Raw genomic sequence first — 12555 nt, forward strand, 5'->3', positions numbered from 1 at the left:
GGATCTCAAACGTTGTTCAGGATTACTCTCGAGGGATGGCACGACGAGGTTCATACGCGAAGGGCGTCGCCAGACGTGAGGAAATCCTCGAGAGCGCTCTCGACGTGATCGGGCGCAGGGGTTACCAGAACGCCTCCCTCAAGCAGATCGCCGAGATCGTCGGTGTAACCCCCGCCGCCCTGCTGCACTACTTCGGCAGCAAGGAAGAGCTCTTCACCGAGGTGCTGCGCACGCGCGACGAGCACGACGAGATGGCTCCCCGGCCACAGAGCCCTGCCGACGCGAAGTCCGCGTTCATCGACGTCATCCGCCACAACACAGAGGTCCCCGGCGTCGTGGAGCTGTTCTCACGCCTCGCGGTCGATGCCGTCGATCCCGCGCATCCGGCTCATCGATACTTCCTCGAACGCAGCGAGCGGCTGCGCGAGAGCATCACCGACGCCTTCGTCCACGATGCGGACCGCCGAGCGGCGCTCGACCCCGACACCATGGCACGCGTGATCCAGGCGGTCGCCGACGGGCTGCAGCTGCAGTGGATGATCGACCGCTCGGTCGACATGCCCGGCATCATCAGCGCTCTCATGGATGTGCTGTACCCGCCGCTGGGCGAGGCCGACGAGCCGCCGCGCTGACCGGGAAGAACCGCCCACGGCTGCCGGGCAGCGGAGCGGCGCTTCGTGAACCCGGATGCGGTCAGCGCACGAAGGTCAGCGCGCGAAGGTCAGCGCACGTTTCCGTTCGAGCAGGTCTGCTGTGCAGCAGAGTTGCCCTTGATCGTGTCGGGCAACGCCACAACGTTCTCGGGCGTCGCCGCCGGGTCGGTCGCTGCGGGGTCGGGCGTCGTGCCATCCGCGGGCGTCTCAGTCGCCGGATCCGTGACGACGACGCCGTCGTTCTCCGTGTTCTGGTGCGTGACCTGCAACTGCGCGTTCTGGTTGATCGCGTCCCACATGGACTCGGCTGATGCCTTGTCCGGCACGACACGGTTGGGGTCGGCCGGGTCGGTGAACGTCGGGTACTGCAGGAAGACGATGTCCTCGAACGGCACCGACTTGACCGCGAGAGCGATCTGGACGATCTTCATCGGGTCGGCCAGCGACGTGCTCGCCTCGACGTTGTCGAGTCCGGTCGTCGCGAGCTTCAGCATCATCGGGACGTTGCCGAGCGTCTCGCCGCTGATGAGCGTCCGCGCGAGGCTCGACATGTACTGCTGCTGGTTGCCGATGCGGCCGAGGTCGCTGCCGTCGCCGACGCCGTGCCGCGTCCGCAGGAACTGCAGGGCGGTGATGCCTTCGATCACGTGGTTTCCGGCGGCGAGGTCGAGCCCCGTGTAGCGGTCCTTGATCGGAGAGGCGAGGCACACCTCGACACCGCCGATCGCGTTGGTGATCTCGATCACGCCGCCGAACGTGACCGAGGCGGCGAACTGGATCTCCTGACCCGAGAGGTCGGAGACCGTCTTCGCCACGCAGTTGAGTCCGCCGTCGGTGTAGGCGACGTTGATCTGCTGCTTGGTCATCGCGGAGTGCACCTGGCCCTCGGCGTCCTCGCACTCGGGGATCGGCACCATCATGTCGCGCGGAAGGCTGACGACGGTGATCCGGCGCGGCTCCTCCGACACGTGCATGAGGAGGTTCACATCGTTGAGAGTGCCCTCAGAGTCCGCACCGGTGCAGCGATCGCCGAAGTACTGCGCGTACGCCTCTTCGCACGTGTCGACACCGGTGAGCAGCAGGTTGAATCCGCCCTTGTACTCGCTGATGTCGGGCGGCAGCTCTGTCGTGCTGTCGAGTTCGACCGCATTGGCCGACACCGTGCTCGAGAGGTCGTAGACGATGTAGGAGACGACCCCGAAACCGCTCACGAGGACGACGGCGAGACCGATCGCGATGAACTTGAGAAGCTGACTGAGGGGGCCCGGCGAGTGGAGCTGTCCGTGGCGCGCGATGGTTCGACGGCGGCGGGTGTGAGGACTCACTCGGGGCCTTTCGGTTCAGCGTGCGGTGCGGGGCACCGTCCCTGGAATGCGGAGGGTGTGGGATTCGAACCCACGAGACATCTCTGCCCACTGGTTTTCAAGACCAGCTCCATCGGCCACTCGGACAACCCTCCCGACAGACGAATCTGCCGACAAGCCGTGAGTCTAGCCGAGTTCTATTCTCCCGCGCTGACCTGGGCGGCCGCTGGAAGCGTGTTCAACGCCATCGCGAGGCCTCCGTCCTCGACGGCTGCGGTCACCTCGCCGGCTGCATCCTTGACCTCAGTCGGCGCCTGCCCCATGGCCACCGCACGTCCGTCGAGCCCCAGCGCCCAGCCGAACATGCCGATGTCGTTGCGTCCGTCACCGGCGACGAAGACATGTCCGGGCTCGATTCCGAGCTCGGAGCGAACACGCTCGAGCGCCGTGCCCTTGTCGACGCCCTGCGGTGCGATGTCGAGCCACGCCGTCCATCCGATCGCGTACGAGACCTCGTTGAGCCCCGCGTCCGCGACGAGGCGGTGGAAGTCCTCCTCGTCGTGCCCCGGCGACACGACGACGACGCGCGAGACCGGCTCGGCGACCAGCTCTTCGAAGCCCACCTGCCGTCCGCCGTCGAGGGTCCAGTCGTCCAGATGCTCGGTGAAGAGCCGCAGACCGGAGCCGAGCTCGACCATGTAGCGGGCATCGGGCAGCCGGTCGCGCAGCAGAGCGAGCACGGGCGACGGATCGAACGTCTCGATGTGCCACCGCTCCCAGTCGTCACCCACCCGGCGCATGGTCACCGCACCGTTCGAGCACACCACGAACTCCGGTGCCAGCTCGAGCTGCTCGACCCAGCGACGCGTCGCCATCCAGCTGCGTCCGGTGGCGATCGTCACCTCATGGCCGGCGTCCCGCAACCGTGCCACCGCTTCGGGCACGCCAGGGCTCATCGTCTCGTCCTGCAGGATGATCGTGCCGTCGACGTCGAGCCCGACGAGCCAGGGCGCTGTCACGCGGTCGGCTCCAGAACCTCGAGCCCGCCGAGGTACGGGCGCAGGACCTCGGGCACGCGCACCGAGCCGTCCGCCTGCTGATGCGTCTCGAGAAGTGCGACGATCCACCGGGTGGTCGCCAGCGTGCCGTTGAGGGTGGCGACGGGCTGCGTCTTCGCGGTCTGACCCTCCTGAGCCTCGGGTCGGTGCCTGATGTCGAGGCGGCGGGCCTGATAGGTCGTGCAGTTCGAGGTGGAGGTGAGCTCGCGGAACGCGCCCTGCGTGGGAACCCACGCCTCGATGTCGTACTTGCGCGCGGCGCTGGAGCCCAGGTCGCCGGCGGCCACGTCGATCACGCGGTAGGCGAGGCCGAGCGAGGTCAGCATCTCCTCCTGCAGCGCGACGAGGCGCAGGTGCTCGGCCTCGGCGTCCTCCGGATCCGTGTAGACGAACATCTCGAGCTTGTTGAACTGGTGCACCCGGATGATGCCACGGGTGTCCTTGCCGTGCGAGCCCGCCTCACGGCGGTAGCACGTCGACCAGCCGGCATACCGCAGCGCACCTTGGCCGAGGTCGAGGATCTCGTCCTTGTGGTAGCCGGCGAGGGCGACCTCGCTGGTGCCGACGAGGTAGAGATCGTCGTCCTTGTCGAGGTGGTACACCTCATCGGCGTGCTCGCCGAGGAATCCGGTGCCCTGCATGATCTCCGGCCGCACCAGCGTGGGCGTGATGAGCGGCACGAAGCCGTTCTGCAGCGCCTTGTCGAGCGCGAGATTCATGAGCGCGATCTCGAGACGTGCCCCGATGCCGCGCAGGAAGTAGAAGCGGGCGCCCGAGACCTTCGCACCGCGCTCCATGTCGATCGCGCCCAGGATCTCGCCGAGCTCGAGGTGGTCGCGCGGTTCGAAGTCGAATGCGGGAACCTCGCCCACGCGGCGCAGCTCGACGAAGTCCGCCTCTCCACCGGCAGGAACGCCGTCGACGACGACGTTCTCGATGCGCGCGAGGGCGGCGGCCAGGACGTCTGCGGCCTCGTTCGCCGCCTGCTGCGCCTGCTTGACGCGGTCGGCGAGGTCCTTGACCTGAGCGACGAGCGCCGCCTTCTCCTCTTTCGGGGCCTTCGCGACCTGCTTGCCGAACGCGTTCTGCTGCGCCCTCAGCTCTTCGAACGCGGCGAGCGCGGCCCGACGCGATCGATCGGCCTCGAGCGCGGTGTCGACGGTGCCCTGGTCATTGCCACGGGCGGCCTGAGAGCGGCGGACGATCTCCGGATTTTCGCGGAGGAGTGCGAGGTCGATCATCCACCAAGTCTATGGTGCGGCCCGGGCGCGTCCGCCGCGACCGGACCGGCGAACGCCCGGGCTAGAGTAGCGCCATGACCACGAGCGCCACCGGCCGACGCCAGGCAGCGCTCGTCTACAACCCGATCAAGGTCGACGGCACGCAGCTGCGGGAACGTGTCCGCGTTCTCTCGCACGAGGCCGGGTGGGAGCATCCGGCCTTCTATCCGACCACGATCGACGACCCCGGTCAGGAGGTGACGGCCGAGGCTCTCGCACGCGGGGTGGATGTCGTGCTCGTGGCCGGCGGAGACGGCACGGTCCGTGCTGTCTCCGAGGCGATCGCCAACACCGGGGTGCCGCTCGCGATCCTGCCCAGTGGCACCGGCAACCTGCTGGCACGCAACCTCGGACTCCCGTTGACCGACCCCGACGAGATGATCCGCGCGGCGCTCGGCGAGTTCCGGCACGCGATCGACATCGGCTGGGCACGCCTGACCAGAGAGAACGGCGAGCACGAGGAGCACGCGTACGTCGTTCTCGCCGGTGTCGGGCTGGATGCCGACATGATCGCCAACACGCGTCCCGACCTCAAGAGATCGGTCGGCTGGATCGCGTACGTCGATGGGGCCGCGAGATCACTCGTGACCGCCGAGCCGTTCCGATCCGTGTTCCAGATCGACGACGGGCGCCTGCACTCGACGAAGGTGCACAGCATCCTGTTCGCCAACTGCGGCACTCTGCCTGCGGGAATCGCCCTGATCCCCGACGCCTCCATCACCGACGGCGTCCTCGATGTCGCCGTGATCCAGCCCACCGGCGTCTGGGGCTGGCTCGGCGTGTGGCGCAAGATCTGGTGGGACAACTCGGTGCTGCGCCGCTCCCGCGCCGGCCGCCGTGTGCTCGAGCGCCGAGGCAGAGACGCGTCGGTGCACTATTTCCGGGGCGCCGTCGCCGAAGCCGCCGTGACCTCCGCCACCCCCATCGAGCTCGACGGTGACGAGTTCGGGATGGCGGTGCGCGTCACATGCCGCGTGGATCCCGGCGCTCTCCTGCTGGCGCTGCCCGGCGATCACCCCGTCGCATCGCTCTGAGGGGCCGAGCCGCCCGCTCCTGGCTCGAGGTCAGCCGCGCACCTCGACGGTGCCGTCGAGGTTCCCGCCGACGAGCGTGAGGGTGAAGGCGTCGTCGTTGACGGCATCCTCGCCGAACTCGAGGATCGTCGCGCGCGGTGCCATATCCATGGTGCACACCTGGCCGTCGTCGGTCGTGAAGGTCGCCGTGCCCGACGCACCCGAGCCCTCGAGGCTCTCGACCACCGGCGGGCAGCTCGATGAGCCCCAGGTGAGCAGGACCAGCGAACCGTCATCGAACCAGCCGGCGCTCGGCGTGTACTCGGTCGAGGAGCCGGGGGTGCCGGTGAACGACGGGTCGCCGTCGAGGTCGACGTCGTCGACCATGTCGCCGTAGGTGACCTGCAGAGTGATCTCCTTCGTCGGATCGACTCCCTCGGGCAGCGCCCCGACGCTCGCCCGCGGTGCGAGGTCGGCCGTGCACGCCTTCTCGGTCTCGCCTCCGCCGTCGACGTCGACCAGCGTGACCGACACGGTCTGGCCCTCAGCAGTGATCTGGTCGACCTGCGGAATGCAGGTGGACGATCCGAACGTCACCACCGCGAACATCCGGCCGTCGTCGAGCAGCGCGCCCTCGACGTCATCCGAGTCATCCGTGCTCTGCCCGGGTCCGCTCGAGGGGTTCGAGGTCGCCTGCGACCCCGTGGCGCCGGGCCCGATCGTGCACCCCGCGAACAGCAGCACGGCGGCGAGGGACGAGAGTGCGGCGATGACGCGCGACGGGGTGCTCATGCCACTCAGGGTACCGGCCGCGGTCTTCGAGGGCACCCCTGTCTTGCGGCCCTACTGCAGCGCCGAGGTGAGACGGGCGAGGTTGTCGAGCACGGTCGACCGCAGGGGCTGCTGCATCCACTCCTCGAGGGTCAGCTCACGACTGAGCGAGCGGTACACGTCTTCGACCGCTCGCATCTCGACGACGAATTCCTCACCGCGGACCAGCATCGACACCTCGAGGTTGAGGCCGAACGACCGCATGTCCATGTTGCTCGAGCCGATCACCGCGACCTGGTCGTCGACGGTCAGGCTCTTGGTGTGAAGGATGTACGGCTTGCGGTACATCCAGATCCGCACCCCGGCCCGGAGCAGCGCCTCGTAGTAGCTGCGCTGGGCGTGATAGACCATCGCCTGGTCGCCCTGTTCGGAGACGAACAGTTCGACCGCGACACCACGGTCGACTGCGGCGGTGACCGCGAGCAGCAGGGCTTCGTCCGGCACGAAGTACGGGCTGACGATCATGATCTTCTCTTTGGCCGCGTAGAGCAGCCCGAGGAACAGACGCAGGTTGTTCTCGACCTCGAACCCGGGCCCCGACGGCACGACCTGGCAGTCGAGGTCACCCGACCCCGCCTGGGCGTGCGAGATGTCGATCTCCTGCAGCACCTCATCGGTCTCGCTGTACCAGTCGCTGAGGAAGATGGCGTTGACGCTCAGCACGACCGGTCCGTCGATGCGCACCATGAGGTCGACCCAGTGCAGCCCGCGCTTGATGTTCTTGGGCAGGTTGTAGGTCGAGTCCGTCACATTCTGCGAACCCAGGAACGCCACCTTGCCGTCGACGACGAGGAGCTTGCGGTGATTGCGCAGGTCGGGCCGCTGCATGCGCCCCTTGAGCGGCTGCACGGGAAGCATGAGGTGCCAGTTCGCGCCCATCCGGTTCAGTCGCGCGACGGTCTGCCGGTACTTCGGTTTCCACCGGTTCGCCCAGTGGTCCAGAAGCACTCGAACATGCACACCGCGCTCGGCGACCTCTTCCATCGCGCGGAAGAAGTTGTCGGTCGACGCATCGGACTGGAGGATGTAGAACTCGATGTGGACGTAGTCCTCGGCCTTGCGGATCTCGTCGGCCATCGCATCGAGCGAGTCCTGATAGTCCGCGATCAGGTGCGCGCCGTTGTCGCCGGAGATCGGCAGCGCTCCGAGGCGGTGGTTCATCTCGACGAGCGGGGGGAACCAGCTCGGCGCGTTCGGACGGAGAGTGCCGAAATGGAGGTGCTCGCTCGTCTCGGCGATGTACTCGTTGATCTGATCCTGCTTGCGGCGCCGCGCGCGCGGCAGCCGCGGATTTCCGATGAGCAGGAAGAGGAACACGCCGACGAACGGGATGAAGAAGACCGCGAGCAGCCATGCCATGGCCGCGGTGGGACGACGATTGCGCGGGATGATGATGATCGCCGTGATGCGGATCGTCAGGTCGAGGGCGATCAGGAACGCCGCGGTCCACCATGCCCAGATCTCGGGGGTCATCCCTCGTCCTCTCGGCCGCTCGGCACTTCAACGCCGGGCGCTTCAGTGGGCACCGACGAAGGTGCGCTGGCTACACAGTAGCCGATGGTTCCGACGCCGCTCAGGAGCGCGGCGGCAGACCGCGTGCGGCCCGCTCCTCGGCCTCGATCCGTGCGTGCACCTTGCGCTCTGTGCGATCGAACCGCAGGATCCCGCGGAGCACGAAGAAGAACACGACGCTCACCCCGATGGTCGGAATGATCGACCATGCGGCTGCGAGCCAGAAGTTCTCCATGCCTCCATGGTACGCGACCCACTGCTCCTCCACACTCGGTCGCGGGAGGCGGAACGGCGAGCGGCGCTGTGGAACCGCACCACGACGACCATCGTGCGATGAGACTCGCCCGATGACAACAGTGCTCCGCGCCTCCGGCTCCGCTGAGTTCCTCAGCATCGTCCCCTCCCTCGCAGGCTTCACCCCCACCGAGAGCCTCGTGCTGCTGCCGTTTCGCGGCCCACGCACGTACGGCGCCATGAGACTCGACCTCCCTCACGATCGCGACGATCCTGCAGACTACGCAGACGCCGCGATCGGTCTCGTCTCGCGTGTCGACCGAACCGACGCGGTCGCCCTCGTGGTCTACACGGATGATGCCGTGCAGCAGACCCGCGACGGGCTGGTGCTGCCCTTCGCCGTCGAGGTCGACGAGCTCCTGGGTCGGGCGGAGGACGCCGGCCTGCGCATCGTCGATGCGCTCTGCGTGACCTCCGACGGATGGTCGAGCTATCTCGACGACGACCCGCAGATACGCTCCCTCGATCGCTGCGCGCCCGAGGTGCCCGGCATCGGCGACGTGTCAGGCGACCAGCACTCGGGTGCTGCACTGCCTGCGGCGGACTTCGCCGGCAAGGAGCGGGTGGGGCGCGCGCTTCGGGACATCACCGCCCTGCTCGAACGAGGCAGCGCGCCCGGGACGAAAGGCACGGAGGACCCTCAGGCGATCGCCGCTCTCGTCCTGCTCGAGGACCTCCCGGCATTCTTCGAAGCGGTCCTCGCGTCGCCGGAGGAGCTGCCGCCGTTCGCCACCGCCGCACTCCTCTGGTGCCTCGAGCGACCGCTTTTCAGAGATGTGGCGCTGATGCAGTGGGCCACCGATGTCCGCGGCGGGGAGCGCACGCTCGAGGCGCAGCTCGACTTCGCGGGCGCGAAGACGGCGGTGCCGGACGACCTCGGCGACGTCTTCCTCGGCCGGGGTCCCACTCCCGATCCGGCGCGTCTCGGAGCGGCGCTCTCGCTCGTCCGCACGGCCGCCGCGCTCGCGCCTCGCGCGATGAGGCCCGCTGCGCTCACGGCTGCGGCATGGCTCTCCTGGGCGCTCGGCCGCTCCAGCCACGCCGCGCAGTACCTCGATCTCGTGCGGGCGATCGATCCGGAGTACGGTCTCGCGGCGCTGCTCGCGACGATGATCGACGCGGCGATGCTGCCCGAATGGGCATTCAGACGCGGTGCGACGCCCGCTACTTGACCAGCGGGAAGAGGATCGTCTCGCGAATGCCGAGCCCGGTGATCGCCATCAGCAGACGATCGATGCCCATACCCATGCCCCCGGACGGCGGCATGCCGTGCTCGAGCGCCCGCAGGAACTCCTCATCGACCGGCATCGCCTCGACATCGCCTCGTGCGGCGAGCTTGGCCTGCTCGACGAAGCGCTCGCGCTGGATCACGGGGTCGACGAGCTCGGAGTACCCGGTCGCCAGCTCGAAGCCGCGGATGTACAGGTCCCACTTCTCGACGACGCCCTCGATCGACCGGTGCTCGCGCACGAGAGGCGAGGTGTCGACGGGGAAGTCCATCACGAAGGTCGGACGCACGAGGTCGCCCTTCACGAAGTGCTCCCACAGCTCTTCGACGAGTTTGCCGTGCGTCGCCTGAGCGGGCAGGTCCACACCGTTCGCCTCGGCGAACGCGATGAGGTCCTCGACGGGTTCGCTCGGAGTGATCGCGCGACCGGATGCCGCCGAGAGCGACTCGTACATCGAGATCCGATCCCACTCGCCACCGAGGTCGTACTCGGTGCCGTCTGCCCAGGTGACCGTGGTCGAACCGGCGACCGCGATCGCCGCCTGCTGCACGAGCTCCTGCGTCAGCGCGGCCATCTGGTTGTAGTCGCCATAGGCCTGGTAGGCCTCGAGCATCGCGAACTCCGGGCTGTGCGTCGAGTCGGCGCCCTCGTTGCGGAAGTTGCGATTGATCTCGTACACCCGCTCGATGCCGCCGACGACAGCGCGCTTCAGATACAGCTCAGGTGCGATGCGAAGGTACAGCTCGGTGTCGAAGGCGTTGGAGTGCGTGATGAACGGCCGAGCGGACGCTCCTCCGTGCTGCACCTGCAGCATCGGCGTCTCGACTTCGAGGTAGTCGTGGCTGGTGAATGTCGCCCGGAGGCTCGCGTTCACGGCGGCCCGGGCGCGCACGGTGGTGCGGGCCTGTTCGCGCACGATGAGGTCGAGGTAGCGGCTGCGGACGCGTCCCTCTTCACTGAGCTCCGAGTACGCGTTCGGGAGCGGCAGGATCGCCTTCGAGGCGATCGCCCAGTCGTCGGCCATGATCGACAGCTCGCCGCGACGGCTGGAGATCACTTCGCCGTGCACGAAGACGTGATCGCCGAGATCGACGTATTCCTTCCACTCGGCGAGCGACTCCTCACCGACGTTCGCGAGCGAGATCATCGCCTGGATCCGCGAGCCGTCGCCGGCCTGCAGCGTGGCGAAGCAGAGCTTGCCGGTGTTGCGGCTGAACACCACGCGGCCGGCGACGCCGACGACGACGCCCGTCTCGGCTCCCGCCTCGAGCTCGCCGTACTCGGCGCGCAGCGCAGGGATCTGGTGTGTCACAGGCACGCTCACCGGGAAGGCTCCCCCACCGGCATCCGTCCGATTCGCGACCAGTCGCTCGCGCTTCGCCAGGCGCACGGCCTTCTGCTCGTGAACGTCTTCTTCGGTGGCGGCGGTGGTCGTCTCGGGCGCGGCAGACGCGTCAGTCATTCGGGGCTCCTTGAAAAGTCGTGTCCAGTTTACCGAGGTCCGCTCCCTCGCCCCGCGGTCGGGACTCGCTAGCCTCGAACCATGGCAGCCACCAGACTCGCCCGCACGCTCATCACAATCGGTCTCACAGCCGCGGCACTGATCGTGTCGGCGGCCCCGGCGGCTGCGTCAGGGCCCGCGCCGGCCGTCGACTCGACAGTGGTCCGCACCGATGTGGACGACTTCTCGTACGCGTCGTGGGATGCGCGGTACGAGGTGGGACTGGACGACGACGGGCGCTCGCGAATGCACGTCACCGAATCCCTCACGGCGCGATTCCCTGATGCCGATCAGAACAAGGGGATCGTCCGAGGACTGCCCACCAGCTACGAGGACGCCTGGCTCGACGTGCGGGTGCTGTCGGTGACCGACGAGACCGGGGCAGACGTCCCGTTCGAGACCGACGAAGAAGACGGACTGCTGCTGATCCTCACCGGAGACGACGACTTCGTGCACGGGCTCACGACCTATGTGATCGAGTACGAGATGCGCGACGTGATCCTGGCGGCGGACTCGGGAGTCGACGAGTTCTACTGGGACCTCCTTCCGCTCGACAGCACCCAGTCCATCGAGGTGTTCGACGCTGACATCACGTTCGACGACGCGATGACGGAGCGCATGACCGGCGACGCGCGCTGCTACGCCGGATACCAGGGGTCGACGGATGAATGCGAGCTGGTCGCATCCGCGGACGGCTCTCGGTTCAGCGTCGAGGCGGCGGACCTCGCCCCCGGCGAGGGGATCACCGTCGCGGTCGGTTTCGAGTCGGGCACTGCGACGCAGCCCGCCGCTCGGCAACCGAACCCCGTCACCGACACGGTGCCCGCGATCGCCGCACTCGGCGGAGTCGCGCTCTCCGTCGGCAGTTGGATCGCGGTATCCGTGTTCGCGAGGAAGCGACGGACGTCGAGCGGCATCATCGTCGCGCAATACGACGCTCCGGATTCCCTGCCGCCGCTGGTGGCCGCCGCAATCGTGCCCGGCGCAAAAGACCCGATACCCGCCGAGATCGTCCACCTCGCGGTGCGCGGTCTGCTGCGCATCGAGGAGGGCACCGACGTCGAGCAGCCACGGCTACGACGTCTCCCCGGCGGACGGATCCCCGACGAGCTCGACGCCCAGGCACTGGACGCTCTGTTCGCCGACGCGGACGCGGAGGGCGTCGCCGAGCTCCCGAATGCGAGTGAGGGCTTCGCCGCTCGCATGAAGACGCTCTCGCAGAGCGGTGTCGATGCGGCAGCCTCGCGCGGGCTCACCACCAAGGCACGCAGCAGGGGCGCGATGATCCTGCAGTGGTGCGCCATCGCTCTCGTCGCTGCCGGGTTCGCCCTCGGCCTTTCGGGAATCATCGCCGGACGCGTCACGGCCATCCCCGCGTTCGTCGCGATCGCCTTCGGCCTGTTCCTGGTTCTGCTGTCGTCGTTGTACGGATTCTCGAAGCACACCGTCCTCACCCCCGAGGGCGCTCGGCAGTATGAGTACCTCATGGGCGTACGGGAGTTCATCCGCGTGGCCGAGGCCGACCGCCTCACGATGCTGCAGTCCTACTCCGGAGCCGAGAGGCGCCAGGACGGCACCGCGAACGTGATCGTCGTCTACGAGCGCCTGCTCCCCTACGCGATGCTGTTCGGCATGGAGAACGAGTGGGGCGCCGTTCTCGAGCAGGTCTATGCCTCCGAGCGACGTGGGGCGTCGTGGATCGGTGACCCCGGCATGCCGTTCGTCTACGCACAGCTCGCGGCGTTCACGACTTCCTCCCACGCGTCCGCGACGTACTCGGCACCGAGCGCGGGCTCGTCGTCGAGCGCAGGCGGATCCTTCGGCGGCGGGTTCTCAGGCGGAGGAGGCGGCGGCGGGTTCTCCGGCGGCCGCTGAGCTCG

General features: G+C 68.0%; 11 protein-coding genes and 1 tRNA gene. 4 read left to right on the forward strand and 8 right to left on the reverse strand.

Features of this window, described 5'->3' with window-relative positions:
• Window positions 1–35 precede the first annotated feature (35 nt).
• Window positions 36–632 carry a TetR/AcrR family transcriptional regulator gene (locus AB0N61_RS11435; RefSeq protein WP_363364115.1) on the forward strand — a complete coding sequence of 199 codons (597 nt, stop codon included), beginning with the start codon at window positions 36–38 and terminating at the stop codon, window positions 630–632.
• 89 nt (window positions 633–721) lie between these two features.
• Here the strand turns inward: AB0N61_RS11435 and AB0N61_RS11440 are convergent, their stop codons facing one another.
• The 4 genes from AB0N61_RS11440 to serS all read right to left on the reverse strand — a co-directional run bounded on the left by AB0N61_RS11440 (window position 722) and on the right by serS (window position 4256).
• Window positions 722–1978, reverse strand: coding sequence for an LCP family protein (locus AB0N61_RS11440; RefSeq protein WP_363364117.1), 1257 nt, complete (start codon window positions 1976–1978; stop codon window positions 722–724).
• Between the two features lie 49 nt (window positions 1979–2027).
• Window positions 2028–2112: transfer RNA gene (locus tag AB0N61_RS11445), tRNA-Ser, on the reverse strand.
• 42 nt (window positions 2113–2154) lie between these two features.
• Window positions 2155–2976, reverse strand: a complete 822-nt coding sequence (locus AB0N61_RS11450; protein WP_363364118.1) for an HAD family hydrolase — start codon at window positions 2974–2976, stop codon at window positions 2155–2157.
• Window positions 2973–4256: a serine--tRNA ligase gene (gene serS / locus AB0N61_RS11455; RefSeq protein WP_363364120.1), complete on the reverse strand. Its 1284-nt coding sequence runs from the start codon at window positions 4254–4256 to the stop codon at window positions 2973–2975. Before serS ends, AB0N61_RS11450 begins: the two co-directional genes overlap by 4 nt.
• A 74-nt stretch (window positions 4257–4330) precedes the next feature.
• On the opposite strand from serS, the gene AB0N61_RS11460 reads away from it, so the two are divergent.
• Window positions 4331–5329: a diacylglycerol kinase family protein gene (locus AB0N61_RS11460; RefSeq protein ID WP_363364122.1), complete on the forward strand. Its 999-nt coding sequence runs from the start codon at window positions 4331–4333 to the stop codon at window positions 5327–5329.
• 30 nt (window positions 5330–5359) lie between these two features.
• On the opposite strand, the gene AB0N61_RS11465 is transcribed toward AB0N61_RS11460, so the two are convergent.
• The 3 genes from AB0N61_RS11465 to AB0N61_RS11475 form a co-directional block, all read right to left on the reverse strand.
• Window positions 5360–6100 carry a hypothetical protein gene (locus tag AB0N61_RS11465; RefSeq protein ID WP_363364123.1) on the reverse strand — a complete coding sequence of 247 codons (741 nt, stop codon included), beginning with the start codon at window positions 6098–6100 and terminating at the stop codon, window positions 5360–5362.
• Between the two features lie 51 nt (window positions 6101–6151).
• Entirely contained in the window at window positions 6152–7612 is a 1461-nt protein-coding gene (cls, locus tag AB0N61_RS11470; protein ID WP_167945543.1) for a cardiolipin synthase, read from the reverse strand.
• A gap of 100 nt (window positions 7613–7712) precedes the next feature.
• Window positions 7713–7886 carry a hypothetical protein gene (locus tag AB0N61_RS11475; RefSeq protein ID WP_164481682.1) on the reverse strand — a complete coding sequence of 58 codons (174 nt, stop codon included), beginning with the start codon at window positions 7884–7886 and terminating at the stop codon, window positions 7713–7715.
• A 112-nt stretch (window positions 7887–7998) separates the two neighbouring features.
• Here AB0N61_RS11475 and AB0N61_RS11480 point away from each other — a divergent pair, with 112 nt between their 5' ends.
• The gene (locus AB0N61_RS11480) at window positions 7999–9117 is read left to right on the forward strand and encodes a DUF4192 family protein (RefSeq protein WP_363364125.1); all 1119 of its coding nucleotides are present in this window, start codon (window positions 7999–8001) and stop codon (window positions 9115–9117) included.
• Here AB0N61_RS11480 and lysS read toward each other — a convergent pair.
• The gene (lysS, locus tag AB0N61_RS11485) at window positions 9110–10636 is read right to left on the reverse strand and encodes a lysine--tRNA ligase (protein WP_363364128.1); all 1527 of its coding nucleotides are present in this window, start codon (window positions 10634–10636) and stop codon (window positions 9110–9112) included. The genes AB0N61_RS11480 and lysS overlap by 8 nt on opposite strands.
• Window positions 10637–10717: 81 nt before the next feature.
• Between lysS and AB0N61_RS11490 the strand changes: the two genes are divergently transcribed.
• Window positions 10718–12550: a DUF2207 domain-containing protein gene (locus tag AB0N61_RS11490; RefSeq protein ID WP_363364130.1), complete on the forward strand. Its 1833-nt coding sequence runs from the start codon at window positions 10718–10720 to the stop codon at window positions 12548–12550.
• Window positions 12551–12555 lie beyond the last annotated feature (5 nt).

Origin of the sequence: Microbacterium sp. NPDC089320, assembly GCF_040684875.1 — a bacterium.
GTDB lineage: Bacteria > Actinomycetota > Actinomycetes > Actinomycetales > Microbacteriaceae > Microbacterium.